The 25,008-nt window shown below is 51.3% G+C and carries 16 protein-coding genes and 2 pseudogenes; 1 reads left to right on the top strand and 17 read right to left on the bottom strand.

The window, feature by feature from the left end:
* Nucleotides 1-5: 5 nt before the first annotated feature.
* The 15 genes and pseudogenes from ECL_RS05035 to ECL_RS04965 all read right to left on the bottom strand — a co-directional run bounded on the left by ECL_RS05035 (nt 6) and on the right by ECL_RS04965 (nt 15,725).
* Complete coding sequence (locus ECL_RS05035) at nt 6-1,316, bottom strand: ABC transporter permease (RefSeq protein ID WP_013095708.1); 1,311 nt, start codon at nt 1,314-1,316, stop codon at nt 6-8.
* Complete coding sequence (locus ECL_RS05030; RefSeq protein WP_013095707.1) at nt 1,317-1,964, bottom strand: hypothetical protein; 648 nt, start codon at nt 1,962-1,964, stop codon at nt 1,317-1,319.
* On the bottom strand, nt 1,948-2,655 hold the full coding sequence (locus ECL_RS05025) for an ABC transporter ATP-binding protein (protein ID WP_013095706.1): 708 nt from the start codon (nt 2,653-2,655) through the stop codon (nt 1,948-1,950). Before ECL_RS05025 ends, ECL_RS05030 begins: the two co-directional genes overlap by 17 nt.
* Nucleotides 2,656-2,665: 10 nt before the next feature.
* Nucleotides 2,666-3,616 (bottom strand): hypothetical protein, encoded by a 951-nt coding sequence (locus ECL_RS05020; RefSeq protein ID WP_013095705.1) that lies wholly within the window; start codon nt 3,614-3,616, stop codon nt 2,666-2,668.
* Nucleotides 3,617-3,634: 18 nt separating this feature from the next.
* Nucleotides 3,635-4,852, bottom strand: coding sequence for a beta-ketoacyl synthase (locus tag ECL_RS05015; protein WP_013095704.1), 1,218 nt, complete (start codon nt 4,850-4,852; stop codon nt 3,635-3,637).
* 4 nt (nt 4,853-4,856) lie between these two features.
* On the bottom strand, nt 4,857-7,415 hold the full coding sequence (locus ECL_RS05010) for a beta-ketoacyl-[acyl-carrier-protein] synthase family protein (RefSeq protein WP_013095703.1): 2,559 nt from the start codon (nt 7,413-7,415) through the stop codon (nt 4,857-4,859).
* A 93-nt stretch (nt 7,416-7,508) separates the two neighbouring features.
* Nucleotides 7,509-8,669, bottom strand: a complete 1,161-nt coding sequence (locus tag ECL_RS05005) for an aminomethyl transferase family protein (RefSeq protein WP_013095702.1) — start codon at nt 8,667-8,669, stop codon at nt 7,509-7,511.
* 29 nt (nt 8,670-8,698) lie between these two features.
* Complete coding sequence (locus ECL_RS05000) at nt 8,699-8,980, bottom strand: acyl carrier protein (protein WP_013095701.1); 282 nt, start codon at nt 8,978-8,980, stop codon at nt 8,699-8,701.
* Nucleotides 8,981-9,001: 21 nt separating this feature from the next.
* Nucleotides 9,002-9,550, bottom strand: a complete 549-nt coding sequence (locus ECL_RS04995; protein ID WP_013095700.1) for a 3-hydroxyacyl-ACP dehydratase FabZ family protein — start codon at nt 9,548-9,550, stop codon at nt 9,002-9,004.
* A 3-nt stretch (nt 9,551-9,553) separates the two neighbouring features.
* A pseudogene (locus ECL_RS04990) lies at nt 9,554-9,679 on the bottom strand (SDR family oxidoreductase); the annotation flags it as partial.
* 56 nt (nt 9,680-9,735) lie between these two features.
* On the bottom strand, nt 9,736-10,704 hold the full coding sequence (locus ECL_RS04985; protein ID WP_013087110.1) for an IS5-like element IS903B family transposase: 969 nt from the start codon (nt 10,702-10,704) through the stop codon (nt 9,736-9,738).
* A gap of 30 nt (nt 10,705-10,734) precedes the next feature.
* Nucleotides 10,735-11,673: pseudogene (locus ECL_RS04980) on the bottom strand (filamentous hemagglutinin N-terminal domain-containing protein); the annotation flags it as partial.
* A gap of 296 nt (nt 11,674-11,969) precedes the next feature.
* Nucleotides 11,970-14,117, bottom strand: coding sequence for a polysaccharide biosynthesis tyrosine autokinase (locus ECL_RS04975; RefSeq protein WP_013095698.1), 2,148 nt, complete (start codon nt 14,115-14,117; stop codon nt 11,970-11,972).
* A gap of 17 nt (nt 14,118-14,134) precedes the next feature.
* Nucleotides 14,135-14,584, bottom strand: coding sequence for an arsenate reductase/protein-tyrosine-phosphatase family protein (locus tag ECL_RS04970; protein WP_013095697.1), 450 nt, complete (start codon nt 14,582-14,584; stop codon nt 14,135-14,137).
* 1 nt (nt 14,585) lies between these two features.
* Nucleotides 14,586-15,725 carry a polysaccharide export protein gene (locus ECL_RS04965; protein ID WP_013095696.1) on the bottom strand — a complete coding sequence of 380 codons (1,140 nt, stop codon included), beginning with the start codon at nt 15,723-15,725 and terminating at the stop codon, nt 14,586-14,588.
* 364 nt (nt 15,726-16,089) lie between these two features.
* Between ECL_RS04965 and ECL_RS04960 the strand changes: the two genes are divergently transcribed.
* The gene (locus tag ECL_RS04960; protein WP_013095695.1) at nt 16,090-16,785 is read left to right on the top strand and encodes a helix-turn-helix transcriptional regulator; all 696 of its coding nucleotides are present in this window, start codon (nt 16,090-16,092) and stop codon (nt 16,783-16,785) included.
* 111 nt (nt 16,786-16,896) lie between these two features.
* On the opposite strand, the gene ECL_RS04955 is transcribed toward ECL_RS04960, so the two are convergent.
* Together ECL_RS04955 and ECL_RS04950 are read right to left on the bottom strand one after the other, a co-directional pair.
* Nucleotides 16,897-17,736, bottom strand: coding sequence for an OmpA family protein (locus ECL_RS04955; protein WP_272941380.1), 840 nt, complete (start codon nt 17,734-17,736; stop codon nt 16,897-16,899).
* A gap of 201 nt (nt 17,737-17,937) precedes the next feature.
* Complete coding sequence (locus ECL_RS04950; RefSeq protein WP_237707069.1) at nt 17,938-25,005, bottom strand: Ig-like domain-containing protein; 7,068 nt, start codon at nt 25,003-25,005, stop codon at nt 17,938-17,940.
* Nucleotides 25,006-25,008 lie beyond the last annotated feature (3 nt).

The following is a 25,008-nucleotide window of genomic DNA, read 5'->3' as shown; positions in this document are numbered from 1 at the left end:
CTTCCTTACGAAAATTTAAAAGCATCTGAAATATTCAGCCGTGAAGCACGTAATGCAGGCAGCACAGAGGCGCCGGTTGCGGCCAGGATCGGTAATACGAGGGTTATCCAGGTCAGTGCTACGCTGTCGGTTTTAATAAAGGCCGTATAGCCCAGCGATTGCCCCGGTGACGGCGGCATGGCGATACCGTAAAGATTGATGGCAGAAGCAATGGCATAACCTGTCGCCAGACTGCCAATGGCGCCGATAAGACCAATGAAAATCCCTTCCAGTAAAAACAGCCTGGTGACGTGCAGGGGTTTCAGGCCAATCGCCCTGAGGGTGGTTATTTCCCGGGTACGTTCGATAATATTCATGGTCATCGAATTGCCGATCATAAAGATCACGATCAATCCGACGATGAGCTTAATGAAGAAATAGATCCCGGATAATAAGCCTTCGACTTGCTGATAAAAGATCGAGGTCTCTTTCCAGTCTTTGACCAGCAGCGGTAAATGATGTTTCGCAATAAACTGGCGCAGTTTGGCGCTAAAGACGGCGGTATCGTCGTCCTTCAGCAGGATTAATACCTTACTGACGCTGTTGGTTCCCATGATGCGTTGTGCGGTATCAAGCGGGATTTTCATCGCCACATCATCGTAATCCTTAATACCGGACTCAAAGATGCCGCGCAGCTTCATCGATAACGCGCCCTGCCCGCCCTCGGTATTCACCACCAGCACATCCAGCCAGTCGTCATAGTGGGCATTGAGCGTTTTCGCCAGCCCACTGCCCAGCGTGATTTCGTCGGTACGCACCCGGGAGAGATCGCTGCCGGAAATTAATTTATCAAACGATCCCAGCTTTAACGCAGGCAGCGGCTCCACACCCAGGGCGGAAAAATAGCTGGACGTTTCGCTTTCATATTGCGAAATCACCCCGGTAAATTCCAGCTGACCGGACAGCGTCGAAATATGCGGTGCAAGATCCGGATCGTTGAGAATCGCCTTTTTCAGGGATGCATAATCTGCAATCAGGCTTTTGTTTTTATTCGACGTCTGGAAATAATTTTCATTATAAATTTGCACGTGACCAATATTGGTTCGAATCGTTTGCTCTTTCAAAATCCAGAAAGAGTAATCGATAAACCCGCCATACAGAAAAATCGACACGCCACCGAGCATAATGGCGGCAATGGTTGAATAAGATCGTCTCTTGTGGCGAAAGAGGTTTAAAAAAGCAAACTTCACATCCCGCGAGCGGAATAATACGCACCAGAGGACAAAAATCAGAATCAGTACAACAACACTATTCGCTAACACCATAACCCCGGACATTTAGTTCCCTTTCACCAGCGGTAACAAGACCTCTGTCACTTCGTTGATATCCCACTCTGGCGCGTCGCCAGAAGCCAGTGGTAATGCAGAGTTGGCGTGACGCAGTTCTGTTTGCGCCAGCAGCGCGTCTGCCTCGGCGGTACGGTTACAGCTCAACAGCGCGCGATAACGCATTTCGTCAATGTGCTTCATCAACCCGGCATTGAATACGTCAGGGCTTTTCGCCATCTGTTCCGTATCTTTTAACGTCACCACACAGCGGCCAATATCGGCTGGCAGGTACGCGTCCACACGGGCACGCATGTAGCGCACCCGTTGATTGCCCTCGTAGAGGTCCACCGCTTCATCGAGATAGAAAAAGCCCGTTTTGCCATACTCAGACGCCCGAATGACGTCATTGGTATTGAGGGCATGTTCCGCCTGGCGCAGCATGCCGTAGGCATAAAAAACCAGCGACAGCGCGTTATCATTGGCCTTGTATTCGGTAAACAACGCACGGGTGATATCGGCTAGCTTATCGGCCTGCGTCGGGAAGCCATTTTTTATCACCTGCTCAGCCACGGGGGCCGCGGCGGCTTTAACGCTCCCGGCATAGGCCATGCAGATCAATAACCAGCAGAGAATGAAGAAATTACGATTGTGAATCATGAACTAATACTCCGTCCTTAATTTCAACCACACGCCGCGCGCGCTCTTTCAGCTGGCTTGAGTGCGTCGAAATAATGAAAGTGGTGCGTGTCTCCCGGTTGATTTTCAGCAGCAGATCGAGAATGGCCTCACCGGAGACCAGGTCGAGGTTTCCGGTTGGCTCATCGGCAATCACGACCTGAGGGTCATGCGCCAGTGCACGGGCAATAGCCACACGCTGCTGTTGTCCACCCGAAAGCTGGCCCGGCTTACGTTCGGTATATCCCGCCAGTCCTACGCTCTCGATAAAATGCAGCGCCCGCTCTTTCGCCTCTTTTTTGCCAATGTGCCCATTCAGCACCAGCGGGTAAAAAACGTTATCAAATACGCTCAGCACGGGGATGAGGTTAAAAAACTGAAATATGAACCCCAGATGCTTGCCACGAATTTCTGCTAATTGTTCTTCCGGTAAATTGTTGAGTAATTTTCGCAAAAACATCACCGAACCAAATCCCGGTTTATCAATACCCGACAGGATATTTAACAGCGTACTTTTACCGCTGCCGGAGGGGCCGCACAGTGCCAGAAATTCGCCTTTCTCTATTTCAAGATTGATATTTTTCAGGGCATCGACTTTGCCTTCGCCCGAGCCATAACTCTTATAGATATTGTTCAGCGATATCATTGGGAGTTCTTTAATCATTCCGCTCATGGGGGTGCCGTTATTCCTTGCAATAGTCAATGTCGAAATAGCTGTAACCGAACTGTTTATCGGGAACGACAGTTCTTAATTTTCCCGCAAAATGAGGAGCCTGCTGGAGATACGCAAAGCTTAATGCTGGCGTCAGACAGCCGCTGGCACCAAAGGTATCGACCAGATCTAACGTCTTTTGCGGCGCAACGGTTGAGCGAGACAGCATCTCTTTACGCAGACCGGCAAACGCCACGCGATCCGCTGCCTGCATGTCCTCAAGGGTATCGGCCATCACGTATTGACCGCCGTTCACCCGGATTGCACTTTCATGCTGACTAAAGATGAAACAGCCCGCGCGCTCAACGGTTAAATTGACATCCTGGGCTTTCCCCCTGCGCTTCTCTCCCCACTTCAGCGCGATATCTTCGTCCGAAAACACCAGCACCGGGATCGCACGGTAGGCGGCGCAGATCACCACGTAATCAAACACATCCCAGCTCAGATAATCCTTTGCCAGACTCATGGCCTGGATGAAGGATTGCCTTTCACCCCGGATTTTGCACGTCGGTGAATTCACAGAGAATTTCTTCACCAGGTTTTTTGGCAGCGTATCAATCATTGAGATGTGTAATGCGCTGGAGATATTTTCAAACGGCCCGGATTCCCCCCAGGAGTCGACATAAATAAATGCCGTACGCTGCTTTAGCAGCTTCATTCGCTCTTTCGCCGGCAGCGCCATGAGCGCGTCATCCGCCGCTTGCTCCATCGCATCCAGGTATTTTTGATACTGAGGATTGCGGATCATCTCACCGGCATATAACTCCGGCTGCGTACCAAAACGTTTCAGACCCCAGCCGTTTGCATGGGTTGATTTAAGCGCTTTATTAAATAAATGCGACTCCCACGCGTTTAGCCAGCTGGGCTGATAGAAATAAAATTTATCTTCCGGCTCAATGAGCGAAAATGAGGATAAAAACATGTTACTCTCCATGATCGTTCAACAGCCTGGATGACCCGTAGACATGACGGCGCCAATAATGGATCCGTCCACGCCAACCCCAACTTTAAGCAGGTGGTTTTTGTGATGACCAATAACGCCACGGTCAATCAAAACATGCTGAGCAACGGCATCAATAATGGTGTCATTACCAACGGGGGAAATAAGCTCCTGCTGGGTGAGCGAATGATGACCAATAATTAAATCGACAATCCCAGAGCCGGTTGCGGTATAGCCAATCTGGCCTTTATAAGCCAGAACCGGAACCGGATGTCCTTCCGTCAACATCGCTATTGCTTTGGCTTCCGCTTTATCGCTGACGGATGAACCGTTACCGTGAGGGATAATCGCGCACAGTGCCTCAACGTCCAGTTCGGCTTTTTTCATTGTGGCCTGCATCACTTTTAAAATATTGGTGCTGAGCCATGAGCTGTCGTTACTTCTGCCTGCGCCGATTTGGGTATAGGTTGTTTGCAACCGCACGCCGCCCTTCGCCTTTCTGGCGCGACGGTGGCGGGAATTTTCCAGCAGAATGGCGCTATAGCCTTCCGCAAAAAGCACCCCCTGGCTGTTTTCACCAAAGGGCTGAACAAGATGGCTATCCAGCATGGATTGCGTATCCAGAAACCAGATATCCTGCGTTTTAATTTTTGAGCAGTTCACCACCAGGACAATATCTACGCCGCCATGCTCGATGGCCTGGCAACCTAAATGCACGGCTGTCATGGATGAATTACTGGTGCAATTCATATTCGGGGGTAAATACTGCAGGTTATATTTACGCGCAAGGTGACCGGCAATACGATCCTGCGACATATTATCCACATACAGCTGCATTAATGATTTTGAAAGATAAATATCTTCCACATCATTTTTGTTATAGAAACTCTTAAAGGCCATGCCATCGACCCGCGGGCCAATACCGGTTAAATAAACCCGGGCATTGCACCCGGCCAGCCATTGAACATCCAGGTCGGCCTGGTCGAGTGCATCGTCAATCAGACGATAAAGCAGATCTAATGCGCTATCATCCGTATGATCCAGCGTGGCAATATGTTTATTGCCATCGAACCCACATTTAATTGCCTCGTCGTCGGATTTAAACCAGGGCTTTCTTTCAACGCGTTTGCCCAGCTTCAGATTTTGAATAAGCTGAAGACTGTCTTCGGCAAACGGCAGACAAGAACTGAACCCCGAAATGATAGCGGCATTATCCACAATATTATCCTTTAATCACAAACGCGTAGTAGTTACCGCCTTCCGTCGCACCCACCAGCAATACGTGCTTCAGGGCAAGTTTTAACGGTTCACGAACGAAGTTAATTCGCTTATCGAAAAACTCGACGGTATGAGGAATAGCGGGAACCGCCTGCGTCTTAAAACAGTCAATGATGACGGCCAGGTTAAGCAGTCCGGCAGCAGACGCGACAAAGCCAAAGCAGGCGTTGTAGTTCACGACCGGTACGTCCGGTTTTGCCTGGGCGAAGGTGGCGTAAATCGCATCGATTTCAATGCGTGAGCTCTCATCGCTACCGTTGCTGGTACCACAGACAAGGTCGATCTCCTGCGCCGTTACACCGGCATCCGCCAGCGCACGGGCGATAGCCAGCGCCATGGAGGAGGATTTCTCGTCCCGCTGAGAGGCATCAAAATAGCTGTTGCTACAGGCTTTACCGTAACCGGCCACTTCCGCCAGCACTTCTGCACCACGTGCGGCTGCACGCTGCGGATCTTCCAGCAACAACATGCAGGCACCTTCGCCAGGAATGTAACCCTTCGGATCGTTACCGTAGATCTGATATTCCCTGGCGTCGGAGGTCATATGCAGCTTGCGGGTTACGGCGTCCATATAGAGTGACATGGACGGGAAATACTCGTCCGCGCCGCCCACCAGCACCTGCGGCTGCAGATCCTGACGCACGATTTCGTAGCCGTAGGTTAATGCGCCTAATGCCGCATTCTCGCCGGTCGCCAGCGTAGTGGTGTAGCCCTTGATCCCTTCCGAAATACCGCAGAACGTCGGGATGGAGTTCATCAACGATCCCGGGAATTCAGAGGTTCTGACTTTACGTGGGTCTGGCTTAAGGCTCTGCAGATATTTGTAGGTCGTCTCCTGCGGGCCACTAGACATTCCCATGACCATGCCAAGCTCATCGCCATCACGCTTGATTTTACGCTTCGCCTGCTCCAGCGCTTCGGACAGGGCAATTAATGCGAACGTACCGCCACGCGTGGCCTTGCGAGGGTCAAAGCGGCGCAGATGTTTACGCGGTTCCAGCCCGGAAACCTGGAAGGTTTTAAAGTGTTCATTCGCTTCCGGCAGCGTTTCGGCCAGCGCGTTGAAATCGTCACCAAACAGCGCTTCGAACTGACGGGTGGTTTCCAGCACATCCAGTAACTCTTTCGCCTCTTCCAGCGTGTCTTCCGGGAAGGTGACGCCGCCCAGCTCAACGGTATGGTTCTGTTGCCATACGTTGTCGAGGATCTCGTGAACGGTGTGGCCAATCGCGGAAACGGCACCCAGGCCGGTGATCGCCACGCGCTTTTCGTCGTAGGTACTGACCGGGATCGAACAAGGCTCCATGCTGATAATCATGCTGCAGTTGTTACCGCCGAAGGCATAATTGTTCTTCATGAAGAGGTTGATTTTCTGGTCACGGAAGTCGTTTGGTACGTAATCCAGATCGCAATTTGGACGCGCGTTGGTGAAGTTCAGCGTCGGCAGCACGCGGTTATCCGGCAGCGTGACCAGGCAGGCGATCAGTTCGACGATCCCCGCCGCGCCGATGTTATGACCAAAATAAGACTTGGTAGAGCTCACCAACAGTTTCTCATTGTTGGCAAACACCTTTTTCATCGCCAGCGTTTCGATACGGTCGTTGGCTTCTGTTCCGGTACCGTGGGCGTTGACGTATTCGATCTGATCCGGGGTGACGCCGGCATTTTCCATCGCCTTATGCATCACCTGTACCGCGCCGCTGGCGCGTGGATCCGGTCCGGTTTCGTGGAACGCATCGCAGGAGGTGGCATAAGAGAGAATTTCACCGTAAATGGTGGCGCCACGTGCGACAGCATGTTCGTACTCTTCAAGCACGATCGCCCCGGCCCCTTCACCGATGGACATACCCGAATTGCCGGAGAACGGCGTGCAGGCGTCCGGATGCATCACGTTCAGGGCATAAAAGCCCGCGAAGGTGGGCAGGTAGATAGGTTCTGTCCCGACGGCCAGCATGGTTTTGCTTTTGCCGTTCTGGATGTAGTCAAACGCCATGCCGACCGCGTTAGGGCTGGCCGTACAGGCGGTCGCGACCAGTTCAACACCGCCCTGTAACCCAAGCAGCGTGGAGACGCTGGAACAGCAGGAGGAGAAACCGCCAGAGAACAGCGCCTTACGCAGGGAAAAGTCTTCCATGCGTTGCTCAAACAGCGGCAGAAATGCCTCGGTCCCGGCAGATGACACGCCAACAATTAAACCGGTTTCTTTGAGGTGCGCTTTATTCTCAGCCAGCCCCGCCTGATTCAGCGCATCTTTACCCACTTTGTAGGCCCAGAGTGCGGCATTATCCAGGGAGGCGATAACGTCGTCCGGTAATTCCGAATAGTCAATGTCATGCAAGACTTCAGCGGCTCTGGCGTTTTCAAACCATTTTGAAAAACGCACGCTGTCCGTGACGCCATTTTTTTTATTCAGTAAGGCGTTTCTGAAATCCTGCAGGTTTTCAGCCAGCGAAGAGAGAATACCGATCCCGGTAATGACAACCCGTTTTCTGTTTGTCTTCATAAATATATGTACCGCCATGTACAGGCAATGAGCAGCGAAAAGGATCCGTGGTGTTATTCCCACGGATTCGCTTCTCGCTGTTTCGATTAATAATTACAGTGCGCTTTTCGCTTTAGAGGCATCCACAAAACTGTGTTCAGTTGGATTAACCAGCATGCTCAGGTTATAAATAAATGGCATACCTTTGGTTTTCGCGGCTACCGTTTCAGAGCGCGTTTGAATAGCAAAGCCGCTAATATCAGACCATGCATATTCATTGTCGATCAGCGCCAGGGCAATAAAGCACTGCAGGGCTGGAGAATAGATAGCCTTAGCGACTTTCCCTACCACCTGACCCTCAACCAGTACGTTATCGCCGGATTCAATGCCTGAACATTCGCCCTCGACAATCATGCCGATCACCTTGCGTGCGCCTTCGCCGTGAGACAGCTCTTCGGCCGCGTCTTTACCCACAAAGCCCTCTTTGTCGTACTGCACAGCCCATTGCAACTGTAGCTCTACCGGATTGAGGTTGTACTCAGCCCACAGCGCGTCATCCCAGCCTGGGTTTTCGATACGTACAATTTTCTGGTAGTCCAGCCCACCAGTCTGAAGCAGGTATTTGCCGCCGTGCTCCAGCAGTTGCTGCCACTGATCCAGCAGCTGTTCCTGCTGACCAACAACCATATAGGCGAATTCACCGTGTTTACCGCAGCGGAATACCATCAGCTCGTCGTCGGTATTCATGTACTCGTAATAAGGCAGACCAATCACGTCGAAACCGTGGATCTCAGACATCAGCTCCCAGGAGTACGGCCCTTCTACCATGATCGCGCCCCAGTTCTGCTCGCGCATGTCAGCAATTTCAGGGGTTTCCTGGATATCCAGTTCGTCGGCTTTTTCCAGAAGGGCGTTCAGGCCAGTGATAATTTCCGCCGCCGGAATGTTCTCGGACATGATGTAGTAGCCGTCGGATGAGCAGAGCACATACACATCACCGCGCACCGTACCGTCTTCATTCAATACCAGCGAGTAGATCCCTTGCTCGTCACGGATAATTGAAACATCGGCAGAGACATAATAATTCACCAGTGCCCAGGCATCATCACCCATCACGCTGACAATGGACATGTGTGAATAGTCCACCAGCAGGGCATTTTCACGTACGGCTTTATATTCCACCATCGGATCGTGATAGGCAGAAGGAACGTTGGCATTGTTGTAAATGCCCATTTTCGCATTGTTTTTTAAATGAAAATCATAAAGAGACTTCATAACGTGATCCTGTTGTTCGCAATGATAAATTAAGCTTTTTTCTTCTGGATGATAAACGTCGCCAGATTGTTGATACTTCTCATATAAGAAGGATCATCGCTTTCGCTCACTTTGATATCGAAAACTTTATCCAGCATGACCACGATTTCCGTTGCATCAACGGAGTCCAGTTTTAAACCATTACCAAACAGGGCGGTATCATCATCAATTTGAGACTCATCGCGCTGAATATTTAAACGCTGAATAATCTCAGTTTTAATTGTCATCAGCACGTCCTTGCGCTGGTCAATTTCGTTTTTCATTGTAGACATGGTTTTAACTCTCTCAGGGGTTTACTTTGTTTCGCGGAAATTAATAATGGTGCCATGGCTGATTAACCGCTTGCCGACGTTAGCCGTCACGGAATAATGCTTAAAGCCATGGGCATCAGAAAATGCCAGCTTGCTGGTCACTTCAATCGAATCACCTGGGTAGGCAATATCTTTAAATTTCAAATTCTGGGCCGCCAGAACACCGCGAACCTGCGCGCGGCGCGTGCGAATGATCTCCCGCATCTCGTCACGCTGAATGAGCGCATGAATATCGCGTAACGATTTCAGTTCCGTGCCGTATGTCTGGTTGTAAATATCGCAAATATCGGTGAGGAACGAGAGGTACTCGCTGGCCTGACCAAAAATCTCAGAAATAATAACCCCAGGCATGATCGGATCGTCCGGGAAATGCCCGAGCAAATAGGGCTCGTTGTAGGTGATATGCTTCGTCACCTTCACAAAGCCATTTTCGCCATATTTGAAGTCATCAATTCTGTCGACCATCAGCAACGGCTGACGCCAGCCGCCCATTTCCAGAAAGATCTTCGAGGGGATAACGTATTTAGACATAAATCACCGCATCACCAGGCCGCCATCGATAACGATGGTTTGACCCACAATGTAGCTGGAGGCAGTGGAGCCCAGATAAACGACGGTATTGGCAACCTCGTCGCATTTACCCAGACGACGTAATGGAATGGCTTTGTTGAATAAATCAGATTTCGGGTAAGTCTCCCCCGTAGCGGGTTGTGTTTTCAGGCAATACGCACGCTTTCAGGTATACCTGCTTTCGTCATTTTGTTCAGCGCTCGTACCAGGGCCATAGCCTCCGCAACCTGACCATCGTAGTCACGCAGCGTCAGTGAACCCCCGAACAGCTGTTTTACCCGGTACATCGCCGTTTCCGCTATCGAGCGACGGTTGTAATCTGTTGTCCATTTCCACCGCGCATTACTCCCGGTCATTCGCTGATTAGCCACTGCACGGTTACGGTCTGCATATTCACCGGGCCAGTAACCCGCACCTTTTCGGGGAGGGATAAGCGCGCTGATTTTCTTACGCCGCAGTTCATCGTGACATAGCCGGGTATCGTAAGCGCCATCGGCGGCGGCTGACCTGATTTTCCGGTGGGTTTGCCGGATTAACCCGGGGAAGGCCTCTGAGTCCGTAACGTTGTTCAGCGACAGGTCAGCGCAGATGATTTCATGTGTTTTACTGTCAACGGCGAGATGCAGCTTACGCCAGATACGGCGGCGTTCCTGGCCATGCTTTTTGACTTTCCACTCGCCTTCACCGAAGACCTTCAGCCCGGTGGAATCAATTACCAGGTGTGCGATTTCACCCCGGGTGGGCGTTTTGAAACTGACATTAACCGACTTTGCCCGCCTGCTGACACAGCTGTAATCCGGGCAGCGTAGCGGAACGTTCATCAGAGAAAAAATGGAATCAATAAAGCCCTGCGCAGCCCGCAGGGTCAGCCTGAATACGCGTTTAATGACCAGCACAGTAGTGATGGCAAGGTCAGAATAGCGCTGAGGTCTGCCTCGTGAAGAAGGTGTTGCTGACTCATACCAGGCCTGAATAGCTTCATCATCCAGCCAGAAAGTTATGGAGCCACGGTTGATGAGGGCTTTATTGTAGGTGGGCCAGTTGGTGATTTTGAACTTTTGCTTTGCCACGGAACGGTCTGCGTTGTCGGGAAGATACGTGATCTGATCCTTCAACTCAGCAAAAGTTCGATTTATTCAACAAAGCCCCACAGAGGTAATATCCCCGGTGACGTTGCTCAGTGCGCCGTTGGTTTTAATATTGATCTGACCAGAGGACTCAATGCGCGCAGTGTTGTTCAGCAACTGACCGTTAGCGTCAATATTTACGCCGTTGATGCCACCCGCAATAATGCCCTGGTTACGCACGCCGACACCGCTTTCGGTGCTGACGAGGTTAATCTTATTGGCATACATACCGCCCAGCGCAGCAACGTCAATGCTGTTGGCATTACGCGTTCCGGCTGCGGTTACTGAACCGGTCACCTGACCTGCAGCGTTAACGTAGTTATTACCGGCGACAACGTTCAGCTCGTTAGCTGTGACTTTATCGGTCACGACAACATTGCGAGACAAAATTTCCGTCGGGCTGGCGTTATTCAGTTTACCCAGCGTAATGGTGCCACCGTTAACAGAATAACCCGCTAACTGATCGTTCTGAATATCCGGCGTACCGGTTGTCAGGGTCAGTTTACTGGTGTTAATGGCGCCGCCACCGTTAACGGTAATACCGTTCGGGTTAGCAATAATTAAATCGGCTTTATCGCCGGCCACTTCCATCATGCCGTTAATCGCAGAGGCATTTTTAGACGTGACTTCGTTCAGGATGACTTTCGCCGTCCCGGACGTCAGATTGCTGTTCCCCTGAATCTTACCCGCCAGAACGGTATTTGATTCAGTCATGCTGTTATTGAAGATAAGGCCATTCTTATCAACGTTTAAGTTGTCATACACATTATGAGAAAGCCCCTTATCGTTGGCTTTATTAATGTTAATGACAGGCACATTCCCGGCAGTATAAACCACGCCGTTCTTGATGTTGATCTCTGCTGAGTGCGCAACAATTGGCAGAGCGAGTAGCACAGAAGCGGCAACAGGATGCCACTTCAACTCGAGTTGAAAGACTTTATTTTTATTACTATTCATTTAATCGACTCTTTATTTCGGAATCATTACATTTTTTCAAAATATAACATCACCACTCTAAATAACTACTTCACATCCGTTGATTACTGTTTATCCCCCCTTGTGGTTCCCTGATGGTTCATTAATTTAGATTTTAAGAGCATTCCTTGGTATTAATTCTGGCATTTTTATCTGGAATTGGCATTCAGACTGCATTACATAACGGGAACTTTTAACCAGGAACAAGTCAACAGGCATTAGGAATATTACACATTCCCGGCCTGTCAAGACTTATTCCTTAAAAGAAGAGAGATGAATTACTCCTGGTATGAGTAATCGCCATAGCTATAGGTGGCCGAAGCGCGTTTTTCAACGCCATTGAATATGACCCCCTGGATGGCAATCCCGTTTTGATTGAATCGACGCAGCCCTGCTTCCACCTCCTGGACCGAATTCTGTTCGAACCTGACGACCATCAGAGACGTTGAGGCAAATCGGCCAATAATCGCGGCATCCGTAACGCTCAGAATTGGCGGTGTATCGAGAAGAATGACATCGTATTGCGCTGAACAGGCGTCAACGAGTGTCTGGAATTTCTCCGTCATAAACAGCTCGGCGGGGTTATTGACCATTCTTCCCCGGCCAATAAAATCGACGCCCTGGTACTCTGTCTCTTCTATCACCTGGGACACCGCCACATTCGCTGAGAGATAATCGGCAAGCCCGGCATGGCCTTCCGCCTGGGAGAAGATGCTGTGCAAATATCCCCTTCTCAGATCGCAATCAACCAGCAGCACCCGTGAACCGGCCTGCGCCATCAGCACCGCCAGGTTTGAACTGACGAAGGATTTACCCACCCCCGGAGAGGTGCCTGAAATCATTAATATTTTATTTTCTGACTTCAGCATGGCGAAATGAAGGCTGGTCCGCAGCCCTCTTATCGCCTCGACCGCCAGCGAGGTTGGGGACGATTTCACTAACAGCTCATCAGACTGATAGGTGGTAATCGCCCGGCAGCGTCTGCTCTTTGTCAGTTCAGGTGCCAGCGGTACGACGGCGTGGACAGGGATGCCCCGTTTTTCCAGCTCCGCGGGTTGTTTGATCCCTTTAATTAACATGTTGCGTAGCAGAATCACACCGGAGGCGAACAGGAAGCCCAACAGCGCCGACAGGATGACAATCAACGTTTTTTTCGGTTTAATCGGCTTATGCTGCGTGACGGCATTGTCAATAATGCGAACATTGCCCAGCGTGCTGGCCTTATTGATATTGAGTTCATGCTGCTTATTCAACAGCACCATATAGATATCATTTCCCATCTGCACATCACGGGTCATGCTCAAAATTTCTTGCTGAGTCCGCGGCATCGTACTGATACGTTGATTGAGCTTCTCTTTCTCTTCCTGCAGTACCGCACGTTTTTCTGACAGCGCTTTATAAGCCGGATGCGAACGTTTATAGAGCTTTGATATTTCAGCTTCTTTAAAGGTTAATTCATTCAGTTGGGTATCAATGGACACCACATTGTCTAAAATGAATTTCGCTTCAAGGGATAAATCCACCGACTCATTATTCTTTCTGAAATCATTGAGTTTCGTTTCTGCCGTCACCAGATTGTTTTTGATTTGCAGTAATTGTTCGTTCACAAAGGCCAGACTCTTGCTGGCCTCTTCTGACTTACGCTCAACGTCCTGGGCAAGATAATTGTGGCTGATGGTTTCAAGGATTTTACTGATCATGACCGGATCGGTGCCGGTCATGCTCAGATGCAGCATCCCATTGCCCCCGGATTTTCCATCCACGACGATATTGTTTTTGATCTCATCAATTACCGAATATTCATTGTGCTTACGTAAAATGAACACGGTGTCCTGGGTCAGTTCGGCACGTTCAATCATAAAATCAATGCCGTGCGCGTGAAGAGGAACCCCCACTTTACCGTGCAAAACGGCCTCGCCGACCTGCAGGGTGTACTCACCCGCAGCAGTTATCGTCAGGATCAACGCTTCGTTCAGGAACTCCTCGGGGACAGTTAAGGTTGAAACCTCAATGTTACCCGTGGGTTTACCAAGCAGGCGCAGGAGCAGGCCATTCGCAAACGGATAGCGCTTTTCAGTCACGGAGATATCCAGCCCCAGATCGCGCACGGTTTTACCGATCACCATCCGCGATTTAATTAACGAAATTTCAGATTCTGAAGCGACCCCGGAACCTTCAGGCAGCATCGTAGAGAGCTTATTCAACAGCCCCGTAGATGCATTTCTCTCAACCTGAATTAACGCATCGCTTTTATAGACCGGCGCTAAGGTGTAAGCAATAACGATACCGAAAGCGATAAACAGTAATGTCGTCGCCGCTATCCAGACCTTACTGTAATATAAGACTTTGAGGAGTTGAACGATGTCAATATCCTCCTGCCGCGGAACATTATCGGTTTGCGAATTGCTAATCTGTTTGTCAAACATGCTCTAATCAGCCCTGATTATTTAACCTGCTGGAAAACCTTGACCCATTCTTCGGCAGCGGAAAAAAGTTGTTGAAAAATAACACCTGAGATATCTCGACCCCGACGATAAGGATCAGGAATTTCCATTTGCTGGAGCCAATATCCGAATAAAAATGTCTTTCCCCGGGCTTCCATTGCCAGGCGGGTCACGGCTTCAATATGGTTTTGCTCCATGGCCAGAATCAAATCATATTCACGACACATCAGCGGTGTAAGTTGTTTGGCACAATGACCCTCTAACGAAAGGCCATTCTCACGTGCAGTGTTAACCATTACGGGATCTGCCGCTTCTCCCGTTAACGCAGCAATCCCGGCGGAATCCACGATCATATTGGGCAAGCGTGAACGCAAAATGCGTTCCCCCACCGGGGAACGACAAATATTGCCTGTGCAGACGACAAGAATGGACTGATACCTGCCATTCATATCAATTACTCCAGTTTCTGATGAAGCGCGTCGTTTCAGTCAGGCTGTAGACACCACTAATGGTTGGCATTAATTGATTAATGACTCTGTTCCAGCGCGCAATCGGTGCGGTCGTCACATACACAATATCGTACGGCTTGAGCCTGAATTCGGTGCCAAGCACCAGCGCCGTCGCATCCCTGGCATCAAGCTGATAAATATTTGCCTGTTTTCCCTTTGACGCATCCGGTTTGTTTTCCGAACGGATCACAAAAATACCGCTGGCATCACTGGTTAATTGATTCATGCCCTCCGCATTACCCAACGCTTCGGTCAGCGTCATGCCTGAGCGATCCATTTTCATGGTGGTTTGCTTCACCACATCGCCCATAACAAAGACTTTTAAATCATCATTACGCGGGATATACAGAATATCGCCGGAATAGAGCAACCTGTTCTGCTGCAGATCGCCATACTGCATAAGCGCTTGCAGCGAAATGATTGATTTTTTACCCCCCTGGGTTAAAACAGCATTCCCCCAGTCTGCGTTTTCAGTCAGCCCACCCGCCAGATTAACCGCATCAATGATGGTCAATGGAACGTTAGTGATGGGCTGCTGCCCGGACTGATTAACTTCACCAGAGACATACACTTTCTGAGAGCGAAACGCGGCAATCCCCACATCGACCTGTGGGGACTCAATGTATTTCGCCAGATGTTCGGTAATCAGCTCTCTGACTTCAGTGACCGTTTTATCCTTAACATGGATTTTCCCGATGTACGGATAAAAAATAGTGCCGTCTGAATGGACCCAGTTTCCCGTATCGCTGGCGCTACGATACTGGCCAGACGGGGTGGTAAGCTCAGGATGTTCCCACACCGTGACCATAATGATGTCACCAACCCCAATACGGTACTCATACGCTTCGAGTCGTTTATTCAGCTCCGCATTGGCGTGGGCGACTACGACGTTTTCACGTAATTTCTCAATCAGCGCCGGCGTAACGGGGTAAACATTCACCTTTACGTCATTGATATTATCGGGGTCGGGCGTTTCGACAACCGTTTTTCCGTCGGTATCAATATGGCTTCCGGGGGTTATCTGACACCCTGCCAGTAAAAATAGCGTGGTGAAAATAAACAGAGCTGGCAATTTTCTCATACTTTTCTTTATGCCATTTCGGTGAAATGACATTTCCTTATAATTAATCAATCACCCATGGCGGTGCAGAGAGAATGAAGCGTGGCATTCCACAATTGATTAAATGATAAACCTTAAAAGTATGCATGTCCTGTAGACGTGGAGTAATCCTAACCCCTGACATCACTTTCTTATTATTAATATAGAAAGCGGTCCAATCATCAGGCACGTAAACAATTCCCATTTATGCGAAGACTATTCTCACATATTAACCCTGAGACATCGTGTAAAATGAAAATATATACATACCGTATCATAAGATCGTTAGCATGCAAATCTTACACTAAAAAGAGGCGTGCAGAATACATTAACCAAAGGGATAAAAATGGATACGTCGCGGGTCATATTATCAAGATGTCATTTCAGCAACATCGGATTGCGCCATTTACTTTCCAATACGTTCAAAAAAGAAGAGATTCTCTCTTTTTATAATCAGCACCATTTACACGACTGGGTAAAAGGTATGAAAAAAGAGAGTTTTTTTACTTTGTACCTGGTGCTTCCTGACTCTATTTATAGCAACATCATCTACTTTCAGTGGCTTATCTCACTAAAACAGAAAACAAACCTCCACGCCATTGAAGAGATCATCATCGCTTACCACTCGGATATCTTTCCGGAGCTTTTCGCATGCATTTGCTCGCATTACAAACATCGTCTCGTGAATATCAATAATCTGACCAACGATGAAATCGTCAGGAAAATGCATACCCAGCGTCATCCCAGCAAAAGCGGGATCGTCAAAAAACACATCGAACTGACGCATATGGAGTTCTGTGTCCTGAAGTTAATGATCTCAGGCTACACGATTGACGACATCAGTACCTTATATAACATCAAACCCAAAACCACCTATACCTACAGCAACAGCATAATGAAACAATTGGGGTTTAACTCTTTAAAGAAAATCTATTCCTGCGGCGAAATCATTAAATCCTCGATTGACCATGACATAATCAGAGAAAAGAAAAAGTACTACAGCATTGCCCACATTAAGATGTACGAACCACAAACTGCTTAATCCCTCACCGCCTCTAACACGTCCCCCGTGTCTCCATAACACCGTCAAATTATTCACAAAAAAAAATACGGAAAGCGTCTCCGCAATCCGTATTTTTGTATCGATGCTGACTTAGTGGCTTTTCACTAAAATTTCTACGCGGCGGCTATTGACGTTACATCCTGCCGCTTGCTGGCTGGCAGAGGTACCGCAGCCTTCAGCGCTTTGTGCTATTCCTTTGCCCGTCGTGTTATTGATCAGCTCCGGTTTAATCCCTTTCTCGATCAGCAATGAACGAACGGTATCGGCACGTGCTTCAGACAGGCGCTGGTTAGCCTCACGGCTACCAATTGCGTCGGTATAACCCACAATCTGGATCTCACTGACGTTATTCGCCTTTTTGGTGAATTTCACCACCTCGTCCAGCTTATTGCGGGATTCAGCAAAAATCCCTGCCGCATTACTTGCCGCAAAGCGGAACAGGACTTGCTCCTGAATAAGCACCACACCGCTGTTATTAATGTAATCACAGGTTTTTACCTGCGATGCACGGTTAATAATTTTGGTCTGTTTATGCATCTTACTCAACAGGGCTTCAGCCCGGGAACGCTCTTCCAGGGCCGCCGTATTTCCTGACGTACCTGGATTAACCTGAATAAAATAGGTTTGCGCACTCTCGGCATTGAGCTGTTGCAGAGGATTTTGTTTCCCCTGATAAGCAGGGTGATCGTTGAACCAGGACTCCACCGCATGCGCGCCTGGCGCGGCGCACAGGACGGTAAATTGCCCCGGCAGCAGTACCGACTGCAGCTCGCGGTCGACGTAAATCGTCGCGGGCACGCTCCCCTCAGGGTAATAAACCACAATTTGTGCCAGTTCCGGTGTCACATCCGCAACCGGACGGTAAGGCTGTGGTGCCGTCTTCCCTGAAGTGGTTTTGACGTCTTCCGGTATATCGATGACGTGCTTCACTCGTTCTGCTGAATATGCAGTGCTGGATATCAATATGCTGAGCGCGGCAGTAATCGCACACGCCAGGTTTATTTTTTTAAACTTATTAAGGGTTACTTTCATTTATCAAATTCCCGATTAACCCAGTGAATGACTGTGTAACAACGATTGGTAGATGCGTGCAGAAAGCCCGCCATCCGAAGATGGCGGGTATTTACTGGGTTACATCATGATTTGGTTATTCTGTAACAGCGTCACCAAATCCGTTTGCACGTCAGCCAGCGTGACAACCTGCGTAAATCCATGCTGTCCGCCCTGACCGTCACGGTCGATACTGATCACGGTATCACTACCCACAACTTCCACCTTGACGTAGTCAAGTACGCCGCGGGAGGAGTAATCCAGCTCCAGTTTTCCTTCGTCTTCGAAGAAGGAGATAGAACCTTTGTAGTCAAGCAGTTCACTCATATCGAGCAGATCTGCATCACTGTCTTTCACCAGATTACCCACCTTAAAGCCGTAGATCGTGTCATGACCATTGCCACCGGTGCTGTCGTTGCTCAGACCTGCCAACACCTTGTACATCAGCGTATCGTTACCGCCGTTGACCAGGTAGAAGGCGTCATTGCCACCACGTCCTTCAAACACGTTATTCGCGGAGTTATCCGTAAACGTATCTTGCTGACTGGAACCTACGAGACCCTCGATGTTGAGGAGCTGATCGGTGCCGTTACCGGTTGCAGTGCCTGTCCACAGGTTCGCGTTGATCGCAGTGGTTGAACGGCTGTAGTCAACAACGTCCATACCGGCAGTTTCGCTCCAGACAGGATTACCGCTCACAATCTGGTTCCAGCCGCCGCCACCGTTGTAGGTGTCGTTGCCTGCAGAACCGAAGAAGGTGTCGTTATAGCCCGTCCCGATGATCCCGTTGTTTCCGGAGGTGTTGTTCGCCGCATTGCTGTTTTCCGCCGTCAGTACGTAAGAGTCATGGGCTTTACCTGTTGTCAGGCCCCCCCAGCTCTCATTTACCGTACCGTTGGTGTACCCACCAATGCTGCTCGTTGCGCCAACGTGATCCGCTTTACCATCGGTAATGCGCAGCATCTGCACGGAGTAAACTTCATTCGGATCCAGCCCGAAGAAGCTCACCAGACCCATACTGTTGCTGGAACCAGAGGACTGCGGGTTAATCAACTGGGTTGCCACAAGCTCGCCCGCTGAGTTGTATAACTTCACGGTGTTGCTGTAGAAGGTATTGATGCCGTTGCCGTCAACAATACGGATCTGCAGGCTCGTGCCGTCCGCCGCGATATTGGTGTTTTTCACCAGCATCGTGCGTCCCGCGTCGTCTCTTGCCACGACATCAGCATCTGCGCCAGAGCGGTACAGCACCAGGTCCATCGAACCGTCCCAGTCATAGTCGAGTGCGACGGCACCCGTCATGTTGTTGAACGTCGTGCTACCTGTCAGGCTGACTTTATTGGCGCCCCAATTGTTACTACCGGTATTGGTATACAACATCGGCGAGCCAGTCACGCCAGAGCGTGGCACTTCGATGATGTCCATCTTACCGTCGTGGTTCCAGTCCACTGCCAGCGACGTGCCGCCATCAACGTTATCGCCAAACCACTGCGCCTGGCTGTCCGTTGCATTGAGCTTACCGGTACCATCGTTCAGATAGATACGGCTCTCGTCGCTGTTACTGCCCCCCTTCGAACCACGGCTCAGGAACAGATCCAGCCAACCATCGTTGTTGTAATCCGCATAGGTCATGGAGATAGACAAGTTACCGTAGTCTTCATGGCCATCGTCACGGAACACGTTCGCGTAGTAGCCAACTTCACCGAAGTTGGTGTTCGACGTCCCGGTAGTCTGGTTATACAAGATACCCAGACCGCGGGAGTTGTTGCCGACGAGGTTGCCAGCGCCGTTGTAGTCGATATGTGCCGTAATATCTACGGTACCGTTGTTATCGATATCCACAGCCCCGACTTCGTGCAGCACACTCAGCGACGTTGGCAATGCCCCGCCAGGATGTCCGTCAGAGAAGCCGGAGTTGTCCTCGTAACTCAGCGTGCCCTGCGTATTTTTGATGAACGAAATGGAGTCTGCTTCGGAGTCACCCAGCACAAAGTCCAGATAGCCATCACCTTCACGGTCATAGGAAATCACGCCGCCGAGGTGGTTCAGGGTGCCCTGATCCAGCGCCTTCGCGGAGTAACTACCGTCCGCGTTCTGCAGCCAGTAGGCGGTACGACCCGCGTTGCTATAACTACTGATCTGAGACATGACGTCGGCATAGCCATCGCGGTTAATGTCCGCAAAGGCTGCGGAGTTAACATAACGGCTGTAGGACGTGCTATCTACGTTGTAACCCGCACCGTTGTCGGTTGACGGCTGGGCAAGGTACGTTGAATCGTAGTCTTCACGCGTGACGGAGTCATAGACACGTCCGGCGTTAGCGGTCGATGTACCAGAAGTGCCACGAGCACTCTGGAAGAATGACCACAAACCATCCTGACTGATGGTCACCGCAGCGGCGTTCAGACCGCGGCTATCCGCATCGGTCGTTCCCCCCCAGGTTTGTTCAATCAGCGTACTGCCGCCACCTTCGGTGACACCTGTACTGGTGCTGGCGCTCATGCTTGAGCGGTTACCCGCTTCATCCCAGACCACAAAGGCCAGGTTATGTGCGCCAGAAGGCAGTGACGTATTCAGACTCCAGGAGCCGTCAGCGTTAGCCTTCACGAAGCCAATGACCTGATCCAGACCTTCCTGATATGTCCCGTTGTTGTTGACATCACTCACCAGCGAGACAATCGCCCCCGCTTCAACACGACCGTATTGACCACTGGAGAAGGTGAACGAATCTCCTGTGGTGGTGTGCTGCGGCACATCTGGCGCCCCGGTAATACCGTTCGGAGAATCCAGATCGATAACCACGTTGTAGCTATCCGCAAACTTCGTGTTCGTACCTGGGTTGCCCGCAACGTCAATGACCTGCAGCTTGAAGCTGTGAGTGGTGCTTGCTGTCGCTTCCGGCAGTACATAGCTCCAGCTCTGGCCGTTGAGTGCCAGCGTTTGCCAGGTTTTGCCGTTATCCAGGGAGATCTGCAGATGCTCACCCGCCTGTAGCGCCGCGCTCAGGTTACCGCTGATGGTCACCGTACGGTCACGGGTGACCATGTCGCTGTTAGTTGCTGTCGCAGCATGGCTGAAGTGATCACCGGTCGTCAGGCCATGGCTGGTATCGGTGGTGACTTTGGTGGTCGTAGACAGACCATTCATGTCACTGCCGCCTGTTGTCACCTGCAGCGCCTGAGAATCAGTGCTACCAACGTTACCGGCGTTATCCACCACGCGAGCCTGAATGGTGTAAGCACCATCATTCAGCGGCGTGTTCTGCATATCCACAGTCCAGGATGTACTGGTCACCGTTGAGGCACGCGTCCAGGTTGCACCGTTGTCGAGGCTAATCTCAACCCATTCGTCCGCCTGCAGGGCTTTCGTCAGCTGACCGTTAATCAACAGCGTGTTATCGCTGGTGATGAAGTCAGTATCTGATGCCCCCCGGTCTTCTGAAATAGAGCTGATATTGATAACCGCGTCAGACACGGTGGTATCGACAACAATCGTCCAGGTGTTGCTCGGCGTACTGATGTTGCCAGCCGCATCCGTGGAGGTTGCCACCAGATTCCAGGTGCCTTCAGTCAGCTTGTTCGCGTCAGTGATCTGCAGCGTCCACAGGCCCGTCGTGCTATCGGCAACGGCGGTACCAAGCAGAATACGCGTGGTCGCATCCACCTGATGGTACACATTGACCGTGCTTCCCTTCTCCGCCGTACCGGTGATTTCCGGCGTGGTGTCGTTGGTAGGCTTGCCGTGAGCAACGGAACCTTGAACAGGGTTCACATCATCCAGCACGTTTGTGATAACCGGCGCAACAGGCGCAACCGTGTCCACCACCAGATCGAAGTCAATCGGGGTGAGCGGGTTATTTGACGGATCGGTCCCGGTAATACGCAGCGTATGCGCGCCATCACTCAGGCTGCTCAGCGGCGTGAATTCCCAGTCACCGTTGGCATCTGCTTTCACCGTGCCAAGCTGAACGCCACCGACGTCAGTGATGATAATGGTGCTGCCTGCCGTCGCCTTACCAACCAGCTGTACCTGGCTGTCGTTGGTGACTTCACCCTCGCGAAGCACGCGTGAGCCGCCCGTTTCCTGGACATCATCCACCACCTGCAGCAGTTGCAGATAGCTTGCGCCCGTGGAGACGTTAACGGTGATATCGTCAACGATCGCGCTCGCGTTACCCGCCGGATCCGTTACCTGGGTCGCAAACTGGTGTTCACCATCTGCTAATGGCGTGGTTGGCGTGTACTGCCAGCTACCATCAGTGTTAGTCACAACAACTGAACCAATCGCCTGGCCGTTATCGTAGATAGTGACCGTGCTACCCTGCTCTGCTTTACCCGTGAAGGTCGGTTTGTTGTCGTCGGTGGTCATACCGTCGGTTAACTGACCTTTCCAGGCCCCCTGATCGTCAGCCACCTGTAAACCGGAAACCGGATTTGGTGCTGTTGAGTCAATAGTGAGGGTGAACGAACCACTACGCTCGCTCTCCTGACCCGCGCTGTTGGTATTGGTCACCGTAAAGATATAGTTACCATCAGCCAGCGCTGGTGATGGCGTAAAGCTCCAGGTGCCATCGCTGTTCAGCGTTGTTTTACCCACAACCTGACTACCGTTGTAGATGGTGATGGTATCGCCTGCAACACCATCCGCAGTCCCTTTCAGGGTCGGCGTGTCATCTTTGGTCAACGCATTGTCGGCCAGATTGATAACGGTTGTGCCAGTATCATCCAGGACGTTAACAATCGCTGGCGCATTCGGGGTGTCAGACATAATGACGTCATAGCTGTCAGCCGGTTTCGCCACGTTGCCAACACTATCGGTTTCCGTCACGGTCAGTTTGTTGATTGAATCACCGTAAAGAGACTCAGATGGCGTCAGTTCCCATTTGCCATTCTGATCCACTTTGGTCGTGCCCAACACTTTCGTGTTGCCGTCTTTGTCGGTGGTATAGACGGTAATGACGTTGCCCGTTTCAGCACCAGAGCCACGGATCACCGGACGTGAGTCATCCAGTACCCCGCCATCTGCAACAATACCCTGAACGTTACCCACGTTATCCGTTACGGAATCAATGGTCACTTTGCTCGCATCCGGCGCGGTGTAGTCGGTAGTCAGAATAAAGTCCGCAGACTTGTCACTGACGTTGCCGGCTTCATCCGTGGCCGTCACGTAGAAGGTGTTTTTGCCTTCCGGTAACTTGCTGCCCGGTTTGAAGTTCCATGCACCGTTGCTGTTCGCGGTGACTGAACCCAGCAGGGTGCCGTCAACGGTGTAAATATTGACGGTGCTACCCGCTTCAGCCGTACCGTGCAGGATTGGCTGCGGATCGTCAGTGACATCGTTGCTGTTCAGATCGTCCTTGATCGTTCCCACCTGATCTTCCGCGTAATCGATACTCGGACGGTTCGGTGCTTTACTGTCAATTTCGAAGCTGAAGGTGCTGGAGGTATCCTCGTTACCCGTCAGATCTTTCGCGATTGCCGTAATGTTGTGTACACCATCGCCCAGATCGCTGGTAGGCGTAAATACCCAGTTGCCACTGGCATCGGCCTTGACGCTGCCCAACACCACGTTGCCATCCATGATGGTGACAGTGCTGCCTGCTTTCGCCTTACCGATGATTTCCGGACGCGCGTCGTCAGTGACGTCGTTCGCCTTCAGTTCACCCGTGACGCTGCCTTTATCATCCATTACGCGGACGATGGTGACCGGAACGCTGGAGGTATCAAGCGTGACGGTGACACCGGCATTTTCAGCCCCCAGGTTGCCTGCTGAATCTTCAGCACGCGCGGTGAAGGTGTATTCTCCATCCGCCAGAGAACCGGTGGTGTAAGTCCAGTTACCGTTCGCGTCTGCAACCGCAGTACCGTTTTCCTGGCCGTTCACATAGATGTGAACAACGCTGCCTGGCTCTGCTTTACCGCTGATCGTCGGTGTCGCATCGTCAGTGGTATCGCCATTGGACAATGTACCGGTCTTCGGACCTTCGTTATCGCTCACGATAAAGCCAGTGACCTCACCCGGCGCGCTGGTATCAACCGTGATTGGGAAGCCGCCAGTCTGCGGGCTTACCTGACCAATGTCGTTAATCGCTTCCGCGACAAACGTATGAACGCCGTCCGCCAGTTTCGGCGTATTGAAGCTCCATTTGCCCTGGGCATCGGCCTTGGTTTCACCCAGCAGGGTGGTACCGTTCGGGCCGCCATAAATGCGAACCGTGACACCGGCTTCAGCCGTACCCGTCAACAACAAGGTGTTGTCGTTGGTTGTCGCATCCTTTTGTAATGGCCCGGTATGCGGCGCAACATCATCTTCCACACTGCTCAGGGTCGGTGGCAGCGGCTGACCGCCAGCATCGATCTGAATAATGTATTCCGGTGATGCCGCCGTGGTGTTACCCACGCTATCGGTCTCTTTCACCGTCAGGTTGTACGTCCCGTCAGGCAGGGCTTTCGTAACCTGAAGTTCCCTGGTGCCGTCAGCCTGTACTTTCGCGGTGCCGATCACCTTGTCGCCGTTATAGACGGTGATGGTGTTGCCCGGCTCTGCGCCCGTACCCTTGATCAACGGCGTGTTATCGTCCGTCTTACCACCCGAAGCAATCGATCCGGTCACGGAACCAAAATCATCCACCACATCGGTAATGCTCACTTTGCTCGCATCCGGGGCGGTGAAGTCCAGGGTCAGGACGAAGTCGTCCGATGCCACACTGGTGTTGCCTGCCTTGTCGGTGGCCGTCACGTGGAAGCGGTGTTCGCCTTCCGGCAGTTTCGCCACCGGTGAGAAGCTCCAGGTGCCGTCGGCCTTCGCCGTCACTTCGCCCAGCAGGCCGTTCTGATCGTAGATCTTCACGGTGCTGCCCGCTTCCGCCTTACCGCTCAGGGTCGGGGTCGGATCGTCGGTGGTGCCGCCGTTCGCCAGGTTACCCTGCACGCTGCCCACGTCGTCCAGCGCCGCGTCGATGGTCGGTTTCACCGGTGCATCGGTGTCGATGGTCACGGTCCAGCTGCTGCTGCTCGACTCATTGCCCATCGGGTCCTTCGCCGTGGCGGTGAAGGTGTGGTCCCCGCGGCCCAGGTCCACGCTCGGCGTGAAGCTCCAGGTGCCGTCCGCGCCCGCAGTGGTGGTGCCCAGCACGTTGCTGCCGTCCATGAT

It is taken from the genome of Enterobacter cloacae subsp. cloacae ATCC 13047 (assembly GCF_000025565.1).
GTDB classification, from domain to species: domain Bacteria; phylum Pseudomonadota; class Gammaproteobacteria; order Enterobacterales; family Enterobacteriaceae; genus Enterobacter; species Enterobacter cloacae.
The sequence above is the reverse complement of the archived record's forward strand: the minus strand, read 5'-3'. Positions and strand labels throughout refer to the sequence as shown.